The 18,273-nt window shown below is 46.1% G+C and carries 11 protein-coding genes; 5 read left to right on the top strand and 6 right to left on the bottom strand.

Features of this window, described 5'->3' with window-relative positions; genetic code table 11:
* The first annotated feature begins 1,502 nt into the window (after positions 1 to 1,502).
* Positions 1,503 to 2,555 carry an MraY family glycosyltransferase gene (locus C7460_RS15310; RefSeq protein ID WP_115869000.1) on the top strand — a complete coding sequence of 351 codons (1,053 nt, stop codon included), beginning with the start codon at positions 1,503 to 1,505 and terminating at the stop codon, positions 2,553 to 2,555.
* A 541-nt stretch (positions 2,556 to 3,096) separates the two neighbouring features.
* Here C7460_RS15310 and C7460_RS15305 read toward each other — a convergent pair.
* Positions 3,097 to 3,480, bottom strand: coding sequence for an endonuclease domain-containing protein (locus tag C7460_RS15305; protein ID WP_115868999.1), 384 nt, complete (start codon positions 3,478 to 3,480; stop codon positions 3,097 to 3,099).
* Between the two features lie 1,266 nt (positions 3,481 to 4,746).
* Here C7460_RS15305 and C7460_RS15295 point away from each other — a divergent pair.
* The 3 genes from C7460_RS15295 (at position 4,747) to C7460_RS15285 (ending at position 9,064) form a co-directional block, all read left to right on the top strand.
* Positions 4,747 to 6,672, top strand: coding sequence for a polysaccharide biosynthesis protein (locus tag C7460_RS15295; protein WP_115868997.1), 1,926 nt, complete (start codon positions 4,747 to 4,749; stop codon positions 6,670 to 6,672).
* Between the two features lie 5 nt (positions 6,673 to 6,677).
* Positions 6,678 to 7,385 (top strand): YjbH domain-containing protein, encoded by a 708-nt coding sequence (locus C7460_RS15290; protein ID WP_115868996.1) that lies wholly within the window; start codon positions 6,678 to 6,680, stop codon positions 7,383 to 7,385.
* Between the two features lie 419 nt (positions 7,386 to 7,804).
* The gene (locus tag C7460_RS15285) at positions 7,805 to 9,064 is read left to right on the top strand and encodes an OmpA family protein (RefSeq protein WP_115868995.1); all 1,260 of its coding nucleotides are present in this window, start codon (positions 7,805 to 7,807) and stop codon (positions 9,062 to 9,064) included.
* A 767-nt stretch (positions 9,065 to 9,831) separates the two neighbouring features.
* On the opposite strand, the gene C7460_RS15280 is transcribed toward C7460_RS15285, so the two are convergent.
* The 4 genes from C7460_RS15280 to C7460_RS15265 form a co-directional block, all read right to left on the bottom strand.
* On the bottom strand, positions 9,832 to 11,283 hold the full coding sequence (locus C7460_RS15280) for a TolC family protein (protein WP_245986391.1): 1,452 nt from the start codon (positions 11,281 to 11,283) through the stop codon (positions 9,832 to 9,834).
* Positions 11,276 to 12,622: an ABC transporter permease gene (locus C7460_RS15275; protein ID WP_115868994.1), complete on the bottom strand. Its 1,347-nt coding sequence runs from the start codon at positions 12,620 to 12,622 to the stop codon at positions 11,276 to 11,278. Before C7460_RS15275 ends, C7460_RS15280 begins: the two co-directional genes overlap by 8 nt.
* On the bottom strand, positions 12,619 to 13,968 hold the full coding sequence (locus C7460_RS15270; protein ID WP_115868993.1) for an efflux RND transporter periplasmic adaptor subunit: 1,350 nt from the start codon (positions 13,966 to 13,968) through the stop codon (positions 12,619 to 12,621). Before C7460_RS15270 ends, C7460_RS15275 begins: the two co-directional genes overlap by 4 nt.
* A 150-nt stretch (positions 13,969 to 14,118) precedes the next feature.
* A complete protein-coding gene (locus tag C7460_RS15265; RefSeq protein WP_115868992.1) occupies positions 14,119 to 15,039 on the bottom strand; it encodes an aldose 1-epimerase in 921 nt (306 codons plus the stop codon).
* Between the two features lie 221 nt (positions 15,040 to 15,260).
* On the opposite strand from C7460_RS15265, the gene tyrS reads away from it, so the two are divergent.
* Positions 15,261 to 16,559, top strand: a complete 1,299-nt coding sequence (gene tyrS / locus C7460_RS15260; RefSeq protein WP_115868991.1) for a tyrosine--tRNA ligase — start codon at positions 15,261 to 15,263, stop codon at positions 16,557 to 16,559.
* 57 nt (positions 16,560 to 16,616) lie between these two features.
* Here the strand turns inward: tyrS and C7460_RS15255 are convergent, their stop codons facing one another.
* A complete protein-coding gene (locus tag C7460_RS15255) occupies positions 16,617 to 18,203 on the bottom strand; it encodes a glycosyl hydrolase (protein WP_115868990.1) in 1,587 nt (528 codons plus the stop codon).
* Positions 18,204 to 18,273 lie beyond the last annotated feature (70 nt).

Genomic DNA, 18,273 nt, shown 5'->3' with positions numbered 1-18,273 from the left:
CTCTGGAGGATATTGTCAATTATTCATCAACACTCAGCACACCAAAATTCATCAATACCGGCAAACCATGCACAATCAACTCCCCTCTTGAGAGGGGACAAAGGGGTGTGTCTATACGTCCTGCACCAAACCTTGGAGGTTTACAAAACCTCCAGGGTTTATCTCCGCCTGCCTACTGTTCTTTGCCTATTACCATGAAATCGATCCTGTTGATCACAAGACCAACAGGGGCGGAAAATTTGCTTACTGTCTTTGGTCTAATATCTAAAGTCTTGCCTACTGTCTATTGAATTTTGCTTACTTGCTATCTATTCTAGTAGATTTTGTCTTAAACTTCGACATGCTCAGCTTGATAAAATCTACCGACCATGCCTGCGTAAACTCCGGCAGGCGGGCACGATGACTGCTTCTCCATTTACCTATTTTCTTTGGTCTAATGTCTTTTATCTAAAATCTAATCTGCCTATTGCCTATTACCTATTGGGTAACTACCAGAAATTACATCCTGTTGGTCACAAGACCAACAGGGGCGTAAAATTTGCCTATTGCCCTTACACGGTAGTCTAACGTCTAAAGTCTAGTGTCTATAAGTCTTGCCTATTACCCTTTGCCTATTGCCTATTGGATCTATTGTCTCGCGTCCTAAGTCTTGCCTATTGCTCTTATTGCATATTATATCGAGCGCCTATTTTCTACGCTCCCATTCCCCTCTTGAGAGGGGTTAGGGGTGTGTCTATACGTCCTGCACCAAACCTTGGAGGTTTTGAAAACCTCCAGGGTCTATCTCCGCTTTGCCTTTTGCTCTTTGCCGGTTGATTTTCTCAAAAGTGTCTTATCATTCGACCATGCCTACGGCAGGCCCGCCAAAGGCGAGGCAAGCCCTCCTTCGGCGGGTAGACACGTTGATTCTTTCTTCGTTTGCTAACTATTGCCTTTTTTGGTGGCTCAAGCAATAATTCTGTAGGGAGATTGCATCTTTCTTCGATTTTTCTGTCAGAATTACTCGTTGTGCCCTTTAGCCGGGCGGGCTCTTCATTTTTGGCTTGATCCAAAAACGAAGCAAAAAAATCAAGGCTGTGAAGAAAATGACTAAATTCTGATATTGAGGCCGGAAAAACATAAACTTGCCCTCCTTTGTCGGTCTATACGTCCTGCACCAAACCTTGGAGGTTTTCAAAACCTCCAAGGTTTATCTTCGCCTGCCTACTGTTCTTTGCCTATTACCATGAAATCGATCCTGTTGGTCACAAGACCAACAGGGGCGGAAAATTTGCCTATTGCCCTTACGGTAGTCTAACGTCTAGTGTCTAAAATCTTGCCTACTGCCTATTGAATTTTGCCTACTGCTTTTGCCTACTGCCTCTTGCCTACTTCATACTGGACCTTCCAGCAGTCTTATCATTCGACAGGCTCACGATGACTGCTTCCTCATTTGCCTACTCCTCTTTACCTATTGCACCTTATATCTTTTGTCTATTGTCTCGCGTCTTAAGTCTTGCCTATTGCCTATTGAATCAATTGTCTTTTATCCAATACCCACTTATTTTGCAGCCTCATTACTAAAAGACAACCTTACTTTGATTACCTACCTCATCGCCGCCCTTCTACTGCTTGCCAGCTTGTACCTGTTTATCCGTTTGGCACGGCACTACCAGATTGTAGACAAGCCCAACCACCGGAGCTCTCATGACTATGAACCCGTGCGTGGTGGAGGCATCGTCTTCGTCATGGCTGGCATCCTATGGGCCGGATACTCCTTTTTTGGCGAAAGTGGCTCCCTCACCCTACCGTATTTGCTTACAGGCTTTTTGGCCCTGGCCCTCATCAGCTTTCTGGACGACCTGTATACCCTACCTTCCGGCTTGCGCATGATCGTCCACTTAGGTGCTGTGGTGCTGGCTGGCATCCAGCTGGGTGCTGAGCTGCCGTGGTGGCTGTGGGCCATTGGCGGCATCTGTCTGATCGGCTGGATCAACGCCTTCAACTTCATGGACGGCATCAATGGCATTACATCGTGTTATGCAGGCGTGACCCTCCTATCGCTGGGCTGGGTCAACCACCAGGTGGTCACTTTTGCCCCTATGGAGTTTTTAGGGTTTATGCTCCTGGCCCTGGTCATATTCTCCTGGTTCAATTTCCGCAAGCGAGCCATTTGCTTTGCTGGCGATGTGGGAGCTATTAGCCTGGCCCTTTTGCTTGGCTATTTGGTTATCAAGCTTATGCTCGTAACCGGCGAAATCAGCTACTTGTTGTTTTTGCTCATCTATGCCGTAGATGCTGTGGGCACCATCACCGAGCGGCTGATTAAGCGTGAAAAGATCTTTGAGCCACACCGGCTGCATCTTTACCAGCTCCTGGCCAACGAAAAACGCATCGACCACCGGGTAGTAAGTCTGGGCTATGCCTTCCTACAGCTCGCTATCAATGCCATCATCCTATGGAGCATCACCACACAGCAAAACTCCTGGCTTTTCGCGATCGGGTTGTTTTTAGCAGTAAGTTTGATTTATGCCTACATCAAAATAGTTCGATTTAAAGTTTTCGAATCAAAATAAAGGCATAGCAACAGGAAGGTTCCAACATCACCAAACCTTTGAGATTTTGAAAACCTCCAGGGTTTATCTTCGCCGAGCATACTGCTCTTTGACCTCTGCCTATTGGATCTTCCAGCAGTCTTACCCTTCGACCATGCCTACGGCAGGCCCGCCTATCGGCGTGGCAAGCAGGCACGCTCAGGGTGACTGCTTCCCCGTTTGCTAATCCTCTTTGCTTATTGAATCTTATGTCTTTTGTCTATTGTCTCAAGTCTTGCCTATTGCTCTTTGCCTACTGCCTATTGGGTTACTACCAGAAATTACATCCTGTTGGTCACAAGACCAACAGGGGCGTAAAATTTGCCTATTGCCCTTACACGGTAGTCTAACGTCTAAAGTCTAGTGTCTATAAGTCTTGCCTATTACCCTTTGCCTACTGCCTATTATAGCGAACACCTATTTTCTACGCTCCCACTCCCCTCTTGAGAGGGGAATAAAAGGGGTGTGTTAATACGTCCTGCAATAGGCGCCCGGCCAGGGGTGCCCGACCAGGTGCGCCCGACTAATGATGTGTATGTTCATATTCCTCAATATACCCCTCAATGGTCCGCAAGACATTTCGAATATCCTTAAACACCTCCTTATCCTCAAACCTAAGAACCTTTACCCCAACTGATGCAAGCTCCTCCTCCTTAATCCGATCCCTTTCTTGTACCTCCTCAAAAGTATGTGAGTACCCATCCAGTTCTATTACCAGAGACAGTTCAGCACAATAAAAATCGGCGATATAATTGAGCAGCGGTTTCTGTCGATGAAAGTCATATCCTTTCATCTGCTTCCCCTTCAGGTATCTCCACAGCATGATCTCCGATTTAGTGCTGTTATTGCGAATCGACCTGGCCAATTCTTTAAGGTGAGGTTTGTAAGGAATAATCTTTCTTCTCACACGGTAAGTGGGGTAGTGTTGATGAAAGATAGTGGTTTTATTTCATACCGCCAACACACCCCTAGCCCCTCTTAAGAGGGGAACATGAGTGCATAGTTAGTTTGTTTACTTCTAGCTTACAGGTAATCTAGATTAAGATGACATTGATCCGCTCTGGAGGAAATAGCCAATTGTTCATCACCACTCTTCATACCAAAACCCATCAATATCGTCGAACCTTGCACAATCAACTCCCCTCTTGAGAGGGGACAAAGGGGTGTGTCTATACGTACTTCAATAGGCGCCCAGCATGGGGCGCCCGGCAAGAGGTGTGTTAATCCCTCCATCACCAAACCTTGGAGGTTTTGAAAACCTCCAAGGTTTATCTTCGCCGAGCATACTGCCCTTTGCCTACTGCCTACTGGATCTTCCAGCAGTCTTACCCTTCGACCATGCCTCCGGCAGGCCCGCCTATCGGCGTGGCAAGCAGGCACGATAACTGCTTCTTCGTTTGCTAACTGTTGCCTTTTTTGGTGGCTCAAGCAATAATTCTGTAGGGAGATTGCATCTTTCTTCGATTTTTCTGTCAGAATTACTCGTTGTGCCCTTTAGCCGGGCGGGCTCTTCATTTTTGGCTTGATCCAAAAACGAAGCAAAAAAATCAAGGCTGTGAAAAAAATGACTAAATTCTGATATTGAGGCCGGAAAAACATAAACTTGCCCTCCTCTGTCGGTCTTCAAACAGTATGTTTTTATAACCGTCCTACAGTATCAGAATTCTTTACGCATTTCCTTCAAGGCCAGTTTAAAAAATTAATTTACAATGATACTGTTAGATTCAGCATATCAAGTTTTTATTGATTTGCAAATTGAACGAATTCCCAATACTCCCCAGGTTTTCGGATTGACCATTTATTACCCATTGGCTTTTGCTTATTGTCTTTGGTCCAATTATGTAAAGTCTAATATCTAAAATCTTGCCTACTGCTATTGCTTACTGCCTATTGGATCTAGTGTCTAAAATCTTGCTTATTGTTCTTTGCCTATTGCCTATTGGATCTATTGTCTCGCGTCTTAAGTCTTGCCTATTGCTCTTTGCCTATTGCCTATTCAATTCTCCATTCAATTACGTTATCACACACATTTCTAAAATCCAACAAATCCATCGAAAATTCTAATTATTCTTTAGACCTTATCAATCACAATTGTATATTTACCGTCCAGCCTCATTAGATCAGTTCATATATCACCGAAATAAAATGTAACTGCGAGTACCGCCACCTAACCATGAAGAAGAATTTGATTAACTATCTCTCCATGAAACATTTGGCTGTCTGGGTTGTCTTTTTTATCGACCTCACAGTAGTCTTTTGTAGTTTTCTGCTAGCCGCCACCCTTCGATTCAACTTTGAATTGTCACGAATTGAAGATCACTTTGCATGGCATGCATTTATCACCATGGGCATTTATGCGTTGGCATTTTATGCCTTCAAGTCCTATACCGGCGTGGTGCGTCATGCCTCCTTATTAGACATTCAGCGCATCGTTATTGCTTCCAGTGTAGCTGTAGCCTGCATGGTATTCTGCTCATATATGGCTCATCAGGTTTTGGGCTATTCGGGCACACTATTGGTATCCAAGTCCATAATGATCATCCAGTTTTTGCTAGCCACTTTTTTCATGGCAGCATTCCGCTTGGTGGTCAAGGCTACGTACGCCAGCTTTCTCAACAACTACTCTCAGATGAAAACCCGCGTACTCATCTATGGTGCTGGCCACTCAGGCATCATGACGCGCAACACCCTGGGAAATGGAGGTAAAACGAAAGTGTTTGGCTTCATCGATGACAATTCAAGTATGGTGGGTAAAAGGCTGGAAGGCGTGCCTGTATTCAATGCCCTCAAGGTATTGGAGACTGACTTCATCAAGAAATACAATATCAGCCAGCTTATAATCTCCAACAATGACGTACCTCATCCCCACAAGAAAGAGGTAATCGAGCACTGCCTACAGCAAAATGTAGAAATAAAAGAAGTGCCACCGTTTAGCCAATGGATTGGTGGTGAACTCAGAGCACGTCAGATCCGCCCGGTACGCATCGAAGACCTACTAGGGCGTGGTGAGATTTCTCTAAGTAATGAACACGTATCCAATGAGCTGTCTGGCAAAACAGTGCTAGTCACAGGAGGTGCAGGGTCCATAGGCAGTGAAATCGTTCGCCAGGTATTGCACTACAACCCCGAGCATGTAATCATCCTGGACCAGGCCGAAAGCCCCTGCCATGAATTGGAAATTGCGCTACAAAAAGAATTTAAAGGACGTGATCCACGCTTTACCACGGTAATAGGTGATGTCACCAATCTGCGACGAATGAAACGATTGTTTTCGACATTCCGTCCAGACGTGGTATTTCATGCCGCCGCTTACAAGCACGTGCCGCTAATGGAGCTCAATGCTTTTGAAGCCGTAGACACCAACGTAATGGGCACGAAATGCATTGCCGACCTGGCCCAATTTTACAATGTAGAGAAATTTGTGATGGTCTCCACCGACAAGGCCATCAACCCGACCAACGTGATGGGCACCACCAAGCGTGTGGCAGAGATGTATACACAAGCATTGAATGCTGAGCCACACAACAAAACTCAGTTTATCATTACTCGATTTGGCAATGTACTGGGCTCCAATGGATCGGTAATTCCTTTGTTCCGCAAGCAAATCGCTCAAGGAGGTCCACTTACGGTTACTCATGAGGAAATCACCCGTTATTTTATGACCATAGCCGAAGCCTGTAGCCTTGTGCTTGAAGCTGGATCTATGGGTACAGGTGGCGAAATATTCGTCTTCGACATGGGTCAGCCCGTCAAAATCATTGACCTGGCTCGTAAAATGATCAAATTATCAGGTTTGGTGGAAAATGAGGATATCAAAATCGCCGTGACAGGACTGAGACCAGGTGAAAAACTTTACGAAGAGTTGTTGGCCAACGAAGAAAACACGCTCCCTACGCATCATGAGAAAATAATGAAAGCCAAAGTACGTGATGTGAATGTAGACCAACTGATGGCCCAAATCGCTCGCCTCAATGAGCGCCTGGAAAACCATGACCTTACTGGTATGGTGGGCATGCTCAAAGAAATTGTGCCAGAGTTTATCAGTCGCAACTCGAAATTTGAATCATTGGATACGGCGCGGCGTGCAGTAGCCAGCTAATTGCTATGCAAAGATTAGCAGTTCTGATCGTTTTTCTGATAGCGCTTTGCCCTGGTGCATTGGGACAATCCGCGACCGGTCCGGGAGGACTACTTGTCACCCCTTCCGCTTATTTCCTGGATGACAAAACCATCGCCGTTGGCGGGAGCTTTTTCCAAAATGAGTACCTGGAATATGGTAAGTACGAATACAATGCACTGGCAGGCTTTGTATCCTTGACCTTTTTACCATTTGCGGAACTCACCTTTCGGTACACCGGGCAAATGCGCAAGATATTACCAGAGAATAGCAACTTCCCTGACCGTATGCCCAGCGCAAGAGTGCGTCTCATCAAAGAACATGACTATCTACCGGCCATTGCTGTAGGGCTCCATGACTTTTCTTCGGTAAAAGGAGGGAAGGCCAGACACTTTGCAGCTTCCTATGCGGTTGCTAGCAAGACCATCGAAGCAGGACCAATCAAAGCAGGTATACACGCTGGCTATGGAGCTGATTTTTTCAATGCCAAACACTATGAATTGCTTGGTGTGTTTGGCGCAGTGGACCTTGCGCTTAGCCAGGCTCCGTGGTTGAGCCTCATTGCCGAATACGACTCTCGTAATATTAATATTGGCACGAAACTACTTCTGTGGGAGCGCCTCCAACTGATAGGTACTTTGCGTGAAGCCAAAAACCCGGAAGCTTCCATCTCCTACCGCATCACTGTAAAATAAATTCTGAAGGTAATGGCTAGGCACGCTGGTCACAAGACCAACATGGGCGGAAGTCTTGCTTGCCTACTGCTTTTTGCCTATTGCCTATTGGATCTAATGTCTTTTGTCTACTGTATTATGTCTAGCCTACTTCTCTTTGCATATTGCTTTTTGCCTATTTAAGGACTTGTTGCCTCCAATAGCATTTTGACAGAGGTTACTTACATGTTGGTCACAAGACCAACATGGGCGGAAGTCTTGCTTGCCTACTGCTTTTGCCTATTGCCTGTTGGATCTAATGTCTAGCACCTATCGTCAATTATCTTACATTTCACTCACATCATTAAAATACAAATCAAGGTGTGTTTTTAGCCCATAAAACAGTGATGCTTATTAGATAAATTCATATTATTGTAAGTCAACCAAACATAACCTAACGAATGATCGGATTGAAACCGCTCGCCACCGTCTTATGCCTTTTTATGTTTTTGCTTAGTACTGGCCAGGAGGCTGAAAAGGCATACAAACAGGGGATGAAGGCGCTATACAATGAAGAATTTCAAAAGGCTGTTGATTTCTTTGAACAGGCATACGCGGCTAACCCTGAATATCAGGATGTAAATTATCGTCTTATACTAAGTCATCTCATGTCGGGCACCCCTGCTGAGATAGAATTAAATGATTATCTCAAATATGAGGAAGAAGCTGACTATTTTTTCCATTACTGGCTGGGACGCATCCACTACCTCAGGGGCAACCCCACCGAAGGAATGGAAGCATGGAAGACATTCCTGGCTACTGATGAATACAAAAGCCCGCAGATTGTAGCGGAAACGCAATATCTAATGCTTCAATCGGAAAACACCCTAAAACGTTTTGAAGCTGGTGCCAACATCGCAGTGAGTGGGCAAATCACTTCCGCTGGGTCTGGGGCACCATTACAGACTGGTACTATTTCCTTTCGTCCTGTAGACTACACCCAAAAGTCTTACCGTGAAAGTATCGAGGAGGGCAGCTACTCCCTCAAACTCGTAGCGGGCTCGACATATACAATTTTGATTAACTATATGGGAGAGCAGGTATTGCTAGACGAACTCATCATTGCAGAAGATGCATCTGCAGCCATTACTGCGGACTGGGAAGTATTTCTGAAAGAAGAACCTCAACTCGCTACTGCAGAAGATACTGCCCCAGTAGATGAAACAGCAACCAAAAACCTCGCAAGCACAGAAACCCTCAAGTCTGACACAAAAGCGCAACCATCAACCGATGATGAGCAGTCTAAAACCAACAACTACAAAACACCCACAAATGGTATAGACGACATCTCCATGCTGGCCAGCAAATACCGCCGTAGAAACAAGGTGATTGCTTCAAACATTTACTTTGATTTCGGTACAAGTACACTGAAGAAAGACTCAGAAGAGGTGCTCAATCGCATCTATGAAATGATGAAATCCAATGAGTCTATTCGCATTGAAATCGCCGGACATACCGACAATATTGGCCCAAAACAAGCAAATGAATGGATGTCTGTACGCAGAGCTGAAGCAGTTGTCAATTGGTTGGCAAAGAAAGGAATTTCGAAAGATCGATTGGTAGCGAAAGGCTATGGTGAAGAGGTGCCATTAGCTTCTAACGACGATGAAGAAAATGGCCGTGAGCTTAACCGCCGCATTGAAGTCCTGCGTCTTCAATAGACGATTTTAAGGTAAAGATCTAAAAAAAGGACCATCGCCCGGCGATGGTCCTTTTTATTTACATCCCACTTTTCAATTTCCTAATGAGATACGGGCTAACTGGTGGTAAATTGTGCTAACCGCCGTTGTTGGTGTTGTCACCAACAACTTTTTGACAGCTACCGGGAAATCAAGCCTGTTGGTCACAAGACCAAAATGGGTGAAAGATGACTTCTTCCCCGGTCGCCTATTGCTTTTTGCATACTGCCTGTTGAATTTTGCCTATTGCTCAATGACTACTGTCTGTTGTCTTTCGTCTTATGTCTAGCGTCTCCCTATTGCCTATTGGATCTATTGTCTTTCGTCCAGCTACTGCCTACTGCATTTTGCATATTGCCTTTTCTCGTGTCTTTTATCTAATGTCTTGCCTACTGCTTTTTTGTCCATTGTCTATTGAATCCACCCGCCGCTATTGGTGTTGTCACCAATAGCATTTTGACGGATGCTAACCTGACATGTTGGTCACAAGACCAACTTGGGCGAAGAACATCAGTCTTTTGTCTTTTATCTAATCTCTTACAACTATCACTTAAGCCTGTTTGCCTACTGCTTTTTGCATACTGCCTGTTGAATTTTGCCTATTGCTCAATGTTATTGTCTTATGTCTGAAGTCTAGCGTCTCCCTATTGCCTATTGGATCTAATGCCTTCCATCTAAACTCTTGCCTTTTTGCCAACTGCCTATTAAATTTTGCGTCTGCCTATTGTCTTATGTCTCACGTCTGGCTATTACCCCTCCTGCTGGTACAGCAACTCATCATTAAGAAAATCATACAGCGTAAGCCTGCGTAAGTCGAAATAGGCTATCCAAAACTCACGAAGCGCACGGATGTAGTTGCGTTTGGCACTGTCCTTTTCTTTCAGTGCTATGTTGAGATTCGTAATATCTATCTTCCCAATCAGGTACCGATTTTGGGTTACCAAATAGCGCTCCTGAGCCACTTCATCAGACTTTTTGGTGATCTCCACCTGCAGCCTCAACACCTCAAACCTGCTCACCAATGTCATAATCTCCTGCTCAAAGTTTTGTATGTCCTGAGCCAATGAATAGCTCGCCAGCTCCTGATTGGCGAGGGCTGTTTGTACGCGTGCTTTACTTCGTCCCCAGTCCAGTACCGGCATACTCAAAGTCACATTGAGGCGCTGTTGCTGATTGGGCTGACTATAAGTCTCTGAAAGCACTGGCTCTGCGTCATTGAGTCCGAAGGATGCTTGTATTTCAGTTCGGAAACGCTGTGATTTGGCCCGAGCCACATCTCGATTGGCTTCAATTTTTCGTCGCTCGTAGGCCAGGTAGTCTGATCGGTTTTGCTTGGCATAGGTCAGTGCATCACTTAGTGGAATGGCGAATTTCGGAAGCTCAGCCGGCATGACCAGCTCCAGTTTCACATTGCTAGAATCCTGCAAACCGATGTATCTACGCAAGGACAAGCGGGACGTCTGCATGTCCAGCTGAGCCTGCGTGACATCCTGGCGTGATTGCAACAGTTGCAATTCTACCTGGAGCAGTTTGTCACGGGTGGTTTTACCGATATTGTACCGTCCTTCCTCGATGCGGTAGATCGTGTCATTGTTAGCCAGGTTAAACTCCGCTATTTGCAGGTTGATCTGAGCATCCAGGTAATCAAAATACCGCCGCGTAGCCTCTTTGGAAATGGACTCCATTTCTTCTACAAAAGACCTTTTGGACTCTTCATATCTTAAAGGTTCAGTCCGTTTATCCCATTTAAGGTTGTTGAAGCCAAAAACGGGCTGCTCCAATTCAATATTGAAAAGAGTGGTATTGTAGCGCGTGAGGTCTTGCGAAAGATCATTAAACTGATTGACCCGGCTATTGACACTAATATTCCCTCCTGTGAGAGCAATAGGCTGAAAAAGTCCGAGGCTCAGCGCTGAGGAAATCTGCTGCCGGCTTTGAAAATCGATTTGACCATCATCGAGTCGGTTTTCGAAAAAATCTCGATTGTACCCGGGTAAATTACCATAGAGTTGTAGGGTGGGATTATAATCCGCCCGAAATCTGCGGTACTCCCAATAGCTATTCTTTTTCCGTGTCTCTGCAGCCTTAGCCATGGGTGATTGGGCTTTGGCTTGTTCGATTACATCGATGAGTGTAAGCTGGGCAAAAAGCGAACCTGTAGCCAGGATCATTGCAGCCAGCAAAAGCAAATATCTATTCATAACGTAAAGATTGGATTGGGTCTTGTGAAGCAGCTTTTTTAGCTGGAGCTATACCGAATATGAGCCCCACTCCGGCAGCCACACCGAAGGAAAGAATGATGGAGGTAAACGTCACCACCGTAGGTATATCAGCCACAGCACTTACCAGCAGGGCAATGGCTACTCCAAGCACCACACCGATTAGCCCTCCCGTTACGCTGATCATCATGGCCTCAAAGAGAAACTGACTAATGATGTCCAGCTTTTTTGCGCCAAGCGACAGGCGGAGCCCTATTTCCTTGATGCGCTCGAGCACGGAGGCCAGCATAATGTTCATGATTCCTATACCACCTACGAGCAATGAAATACCCGCAATAGCGCCCAGCACATAATTAAAAATATCATTGGTGCGCTGCTGCTGCTTCAGTAGCAGTTCGGGGATTTCGATTTCAAAGTCTACCACATCGTAATGTCTGCGCTGCAGCATTCTGCTGATCACATCGGCAGTTGCATTTATCTTTTCAGTCTCTGCTACCTGTACCACCAGGCGGTCCAGCTGGTGGTAGTTCACCACCCGATCGTTCGAGTTATTATTGTTGTTGCTGCCCCCGCGTGAATTGGCTTTGCGCAAAAGCTCTTTGGTGATCAACCCTCTGTTTTTGTAGCGGATCAGCATAGACTGAATAGGGATGTACACGTCCATATTATAATCGCGAATACCCAGATTCGAAATACTGTTGGTGCTAATGAGTCGTTCTTTCAGGATGCCAATTACCTTGAGCCAGTTATTACCACACTTGATGTATTTTCCGATAGGGTCTTCCGTGGGGAAAAACTTGGTTTTGATAGACTTCCCAATCACACAAACGGGCTCCCCATGCTGAAGGTGGTAGGCCGAAAACATGTCTCCACGCTCCAACTCAAAGTTGAACACTTCAAAATACCCAGGCTCCACTCCTACGAGTTTGGCTGAGCGCCGTATGCCATTGTTGATGATATAGGTATCCAGCGTGATTTCTGGGCTGAGCACCTGCACTCCAGGCACTATGTCTGCTATGGCTTCCCGGTCAGCTGTAGAAAGTCCTGGAGAGAAACGCTCAGCTTTGGAAGCTTCTTCCTCCTCCTCTTCCTCCAGCTTTTCTTCGGATTGTTTGACCACAGGTTTTATAACAATATTGTTGACTCCTACGAGCTTGATTTGCTCGAGTATTTCCTGTTGTGCTCCGTTTCCTATGGCTAGCATGGCGATCACGGCAGCTACGCCAAAAATGATTCCCAATCCCGTAAGTATGGAGCGCATCCTGTTGGCCATCACCGCTTCCACGGCAATGACAAAATTCATCAGCAACTTCTGATTCATAATGCCTGCTTTTTCTTACCAGCACCTTTTGCCCGCATCGGTTTAGGCTTTGGCTTAGCCTCATGCTGTGTTTTCTGATTGCGTTTTCCATTGAGCTCTGGCAGCAAGTTTACCGCTTCATAGCCACCATTGGGCACGCTAAGGTACACCGACTCACCAGCCTTTAGGCCTGCCAGTATTTGAGCTTCATTGGCATTGGTGAGTCCGACCTGTACTTCTTGTTTGCTATAGCCTATTCCGCTTTTGCGGTACACATAGGTGATGGAGTCGAGGTGATTGTGCAAACACTCCAGCGGCACAAAGAGCGTCTCTTCTTCCACATTGGTAAGGATCGTATTGCTGGTAGTCATTCCGGGGCGTAGTGTTTCGTCTATTTTATCGATCTCCACGATTACCTGAAACACCTTGGCGTCTGAGTTGGGTCGCTGTTCGCCTACATTGGCCACTTTGGTAACCTTTCCCGTCAGTCGTTTTTCTGGAAAAGCATCCAACCCAATCTCCACCTGTTGACCAATGGCAATACGGCGAATGTCCACTTCATTTACATAAGTGATAGAGTTCATTTCAGACAGGTCTGGCAAGGTAGCCACAGCAGGATCCCACGCGCTTATCTGACTGCCTTTTTGAATCTGACTTCCTCTATAGCCTTTAAGGTAAATGAGCATACCGTCCTCGGGTGCTTTCACCACAAACTGCTTACGCAGGTCCAGGAGTCCTTGTAGTTCATTGCGTTGCTTTTGTCTGCTGGCATAGGCCTGCTGCATCTTGGCTACGTTTTGCCGACGTTTGATGTCCAGGTTTTCGATGGCTTGAGACAGGGCGCGCTTCGCTTTTTGCAGCTCTATTTCTGCCTGTTTGATAGAAGCAGGCGGTTCATACTGCGACTGCTCCAATATCAGTTCTTTCTCCTCTACCGCATATTTGAGATTGATGAGCTTGTCTCGCTCCTGACGCATTTCCAATGTAGTGTCCAGCTGCGTTTGAATGTAGCGAGATTCGCGTTCGTCCAGACGCAACTCCGCTTCGCCTATTTTGGTGGAGAGCTCAGAGGGATCTAGTTTGGCTACATAGTCGCCTTTCTTTACAAAAACGCCCTCTTCAATAATATCTTGAATGGTAACGTTCCAAATGTGGTAATTGCGCAGCCCAGTTGGGCCCATTATCCGGGTTGAGTTTTTGGCTTCCAGCTCCCCTGTAGTGGTAACATCCACTACAAATTCGCCTTGCTTTACAGTGGCCAACAGTTCTGAAGTAGCAACTCCGCCGGCAGATCCAAATGAAAAATAGAGAACAATGCAAAGCACGACGATGCTTGCAATCGTTAGGAATCGTTTGTTTTTCAACATAGTGTTAGGTTATAGCGGCAAAATGCCCGCTAAATGTGACAATGTCCTTTTCACCACAAACAACGATCCAATATGCGTAAGAATTACGTGTTTATTAGAATAAATTAACATTTACCCCAACTTCACCCAAATATTCTTAGTTAAGTGCAACTATTTACCAACTAATTTCAGGCAAACCTTCTCCTTCACCGAATCACCAGCAGCTAGTATTTTCAGGCCCTCGCCATTCTCAAAGGCATTAACATTGCAAGTCATGGGCTCAACAGCCACCGCTGCTCGACCCGGAGGGGTAAACAACTGCAAATAATCCATAGCTTCACTTACTTCAAAGTCCAGCTTAATAGTACCATTTGCTAATGTGTAGGACCGGTTGGCTCCTTTGATCTGATAGGCATGATCGAGCTCGTGCTCGGCCAGCACAAAATCATTGGCATCCCGAAGCTTGCGCTCACCATTGGGCAGCGACCTGTCGGCCAGCACCACTTGTTCCAATCCATCACAGATGAACGTGCAGTTATTGATGCTTTCTCCATTAAACTGAAAATATGGGTGCCAACCCAGTCCATAAGGAAGGGTTCTATTACCGGTATTTTCCAGCTCAAACAAGACCTTAAAATCTGACTTGGTATGCGTATAAGTAACGCTTAGGCGAAAAGGGAATGGGTAGTAGTCTAAACCACCATCATATTCATGTACCAGTTTTAGAGACGCCTCTGATGGCGAAGCGGTGGTATCTACTACCTCAAAGGATGAATTGTAGACCATACCATGGAGTTGGTTGTTCGTTGCAGGTTCATTGATCGGAAACTGGAACTCCTCCCCCTCAAATGTGTATTTCCCATCACGTAGACGGTTTGGGTATGGAAATAAAATGCTCTGTTTGTACCAATCATTGGCTAGCAGATCGGCATCAGACGCAGGCCATAGCACACTATGGTAAGCATCAGCTACCTGCAGGTGTAGTTGGGTCACCTTTGCTCCAAACTGAGGCGCAACAGCCATCAATACTTCTTCCCCATCAATGAGTACTACGCGCTCGATATCGCCACTTTTGGCAAACTTAAATTCCATGTCTTTGAGTGTTTAGGAAATGATAAACGGGGCACCAACAAAATTGGGTAAACCGTAATTAGATCGAACGGAAAATTAGGAAAAACTTTAAACGTATACTGTACGGTTACATAAAATTTCTTTTAGGGGAACCTATACGGTAAAAAAATCAGGTTGGATCATGCGGTTTGTTCCTGTCCGTCTATTTTTGCGCCACCAAATAAGTGTAACCATATAGACCAATGAAAGATTTCGTAGCAGAACTACAATGGAGGGGTATGATTCAGGACATCATGCCAGACACAGCAGAGCACCTAATGGAAAGCATGCGTGCAGCCTATGTGGGCATAGACCCTACGGCCGACTCCCTGCACATTGGTCACCTGGTGGGCGTCATGATGCTCAAGCATTTTCAGGAGTGTGGTCACAAGCCCTATGCGCTCATAGGTGGCGCCACGGGTATGATTGGCGATCCTTCTGGAAAATCTGCTGAGCGGAACCTACTCGATGAAAAGACTTTACGGCACAATCAAGAATCGATCAAAGAACAGTTGTCCAGGTTTTTAGATTTTGACTCGGACGCCCCGAATGCCGCCAAACTGGTGAATAACTACGACTGGATGAAAGAGTTTTCATTCCTCGGCTTTATCAGGGACGTAGGCAAGCACATCACGGTCAACTACATGATGGCAAAAGACTCGGTGAAGAAACGCCTGTCTTCGGAAGCATCAGAAGGAATGAGCTTTACGGAGTTTACCTATCAGTTGGTACAAGGGTATGACTTTTTACACTTATATAAAGAGGCGGATTGTACCCTGCAGATGGGTGGAAGTGATCAGTGGGGCAACATCACCACGGGCACAGAACTTATTCGACGTATAGGCGGTGGTAAAGCATATGCACTCACCTGCCCACTCATTACCAAGGCCGATGGCACCAAGTTTGGCAAAACGGAAGGAGGAAACATCTGGCTCGATGCAGAGCGTACCAGCCCATACCAGTTTTACCAGTACTGGCTCAACACATCTGATGAAGACGCGGAGAAATACATTAAAATCTTCACTTTCCTGGAAAAAGAAGAAATAGAAAGCCTGATCGCCACCCACCGTGAAGCACCACACGCTCGTGCTTTGCAAAAACGGCTGGCAGAGGAAATCACCGTAATGGTGCACTCAAAGGAAGATCTGGAAATGGCTCAGAAAGCATCTTCGATTCTCTTTGGAAAAAGTACCACAGAAGATTTGGCATCACTAGATGAAAAAACATTGCTTCAGGTATTTGATGGAGTACCTCAGGCGGAGATCTCCAAAGATCAGTTGGCAGGCGCCGAAAATGTGACGGACTTACTCAGCGAACTCACCGGTGGAATGGTATTCTCCAGCAAAGGAGAAGCCAGACGCATGATAAAAGGTGGTGGTGTGAGCATCAACAAACAAAAGCTAGGGTCTGCAGAGGACAAAGTAACTCACGAACTCTTGCAGGACAAATACCTCCTTGCTCAAAAGGGCAAAAAGAATTATTACCTGATCAAAGTAGTCTAGCAGAGCATTAGGCTCGATCTTTAAAGCCACAAACAACCGATGGATTGTTTGTGGCTTTTATTTTTTAATTAAGCGTACTACCCGGTTGGAAGCGCCTCTCAATACAGCAAAGTAGCTTCCAGATATCAAATGCGAGACGTCTACCTGACGCTGCTCTTTCACCTGGATTGACAGCACCTCCACTCCTCTTGCATCTAGCAGTATAAAGTCCACAGGCTTTTCTCCTGCAACAGTGACATGGTCGTACATTTCAGTAGGGTATACCATAGGCATGGAATTAATGGATAAGACCGGTTGGTTGGGTAATGCATTGGTGACATGAAAGGTCTGGGTGTAAGTAACCCCGCAAGTCGATGTGAATGTAGCCTTGGCTACGCCAAGCTTGTCCATGGTTACGGTTTGTTCTAGCTGAGACTGGTCTGCCGTGCTGGTCCCATAGCCATTCCAATCCCAGCTGCCTGCGTCATCAGTAGCAACGCGAAAACTCACTTGTTCTCCTACATTGAGCGCAATCCGATTGCTTTCTTCCCAGTCACCATCCCCTATTTTCACATAAGCCTGAATCTCCGGCACCTCACAGGCTGCATCCCAGCCATATTCGCTTACAATATCTGGCAGCTCATCGTGTGTGACTACCAGGTGATGTTGGTAGTTATACTTCAGGTAGTCCTCATCTACCTGAGTAAGCCAGTCGGTATGCCAGACCATCCACCACGACCACATCGCTCCATCCACGATACACTCCTCTGGCTGTGGCAAATTTCCCGTCTCATGAAACGCAATTGGAAAATCAGCCTGACCAACAGCCTCTACCACTGCATGGTACATACCCGCATGCGAGTCATCCAGGTTGTCATACGTGTCTGCCCCTGCGATATCCACATAGTCATCTCCCGGGTACCAGCTGGAGTCCGGGGTGGCAGTGTAGCATAGTGTCCAAATCAGGTTAGAAAGCCCACGTTCATTCACAAGGTAGTCATACATGGTCGTCCATAGGAGTTTAAACCGCTCTGGCCCTTGCTTACTCCACCAAAACCAATGACCGTCTAGCTCATGAAAAGGCCGCCAAATCACCGGCACATTAGCATCTTCCAGCTTTTGCAGCCAGTCACCTATTCGCTTCAGATCGCCCCAAAAATCCTCATATTCTTCCGTCCCCTCTATAAAACAACGATCGATATCGATGGTAGCCTTACTGTTTTCATACCCTTCGCCTATTCCAGGCGCACCCGCATGCCACATGAAGGTGACAATACCTCCTCCTCGCCAGTAGTCAATAGCTCGCTGCGTTTCCAGCGCATTGGAGGGTTCGTTGATGTAATCAAAGCCCGCTATTGCGGGCTTATACCCTGTTTTTGTTTGGATGTATTCGATTTCGTGTATTCCCCAGGGTACCCACATCTGCCCCGAAAGCATCAGTTTGCCAGACATATCCTGCAAATAGCGATACAACGCCACAGCCTCCACCGACGGGTTGGGCGTGCTGAGCACTCTTCCATTGACAAAACGCAACGAGACGTTCTGCTTGCCAAAGTGTACTCGATCAGGCATATTTCCTAATATTTCTACTTCAGAAATGGAGCGTTTTTGGCCCAGTGCCACGTCGACAACACCAACAAATAAGACAAAGAATACTATGCGCATGAATAGGAATTTACCGACAAATTAACAGCCTAAACTCCATGCTGACCCCCCGCGATTGTGTGGGAAATGG

The sequence above is a fragment of the Marinoscillum furvescens DSM 4134 genome (genome assembly GCF_003386095.1).
Classification (GTDB): domain Bacteria; phylum Bacteroidota; class Bacteroidia; order Cytophagales; family Cyclobacteriaceae; genus Marinoscillum; species Marinoscillum furvescens.
This window is presented reverse-complemented; position numbering and strand designations above follow the sequence as displayed.

What these genes read in the sequence shown, in the direction of transcription:
- C7460_RS15295 (WP_115868997.1), top strand. Translation starts at nt 4,747, where the DNA reads ATGAAGAAGAATTTGATTAACTATCTCTCCATGAAACATTTGGCTGTC.
- C7460_RS15290 (WP_115868996.1), top strand. Translation starts at nt 6,678, where the DNA reads ATGCAAAGATTAGCAGTTCTGATCGTTTTTCTGATAGCGCTTTGCCCT.
- C7460_RS15285 (WP_115868995.1), top strand. Translation starts at nt 7,805, where the DNA reads ATGATCGGATTGAAACCGCTCGCCACCGTCTTATGCCTTTTTATGTTT.
- C7460_RS15280 (WP_245986391.1), bottom strand. Translation starts at nt 11,283, where the DNA reads ATGAATAGATATTTGCTTTTGCTGGCTGCAATGATCCTGGCTACAGGT.
- C7460_RS15275 (WP_115868994.1), bottom strand. Translation starts at nt 12,622, where the DNA reads ATGAATCAGAAGTTGCTGATGAATTTTGTCATTGCCGTGGAAGCGGTG.
- C7460_RS15270 (WP_115868993.1), bottom strand. Translation starts at nt 13,968, where the DNA reads ATGTTGAAAAACAAACGATTCCTAACGATTGCAAGCATCGTCGTGCTT.
- C7460_RS15265 (WP_115868992.1), bottom strand. Translation starts at nt 15,039, where the DNA reads ATGGAATTTAAGTTTGCCAAAAGTGGCGATATCGAGCGCGTAGTACTC.
- tyrS (WP_115868991.1), top strand. Translation starts at nt 15,261, where the DNA reads ATGAAAGATTTCGTAGCAGAACTACAATGGAGGGGTATGATTCAGGAC.
- C7460_RS15255 (WP_115868990.1), bottom strand. Translation starts at nt 18,203, where the DNA reads ATGCGCATAGTATTCTTTGTCTTATTTGTTGGTGTTGTCGACGTGGCA.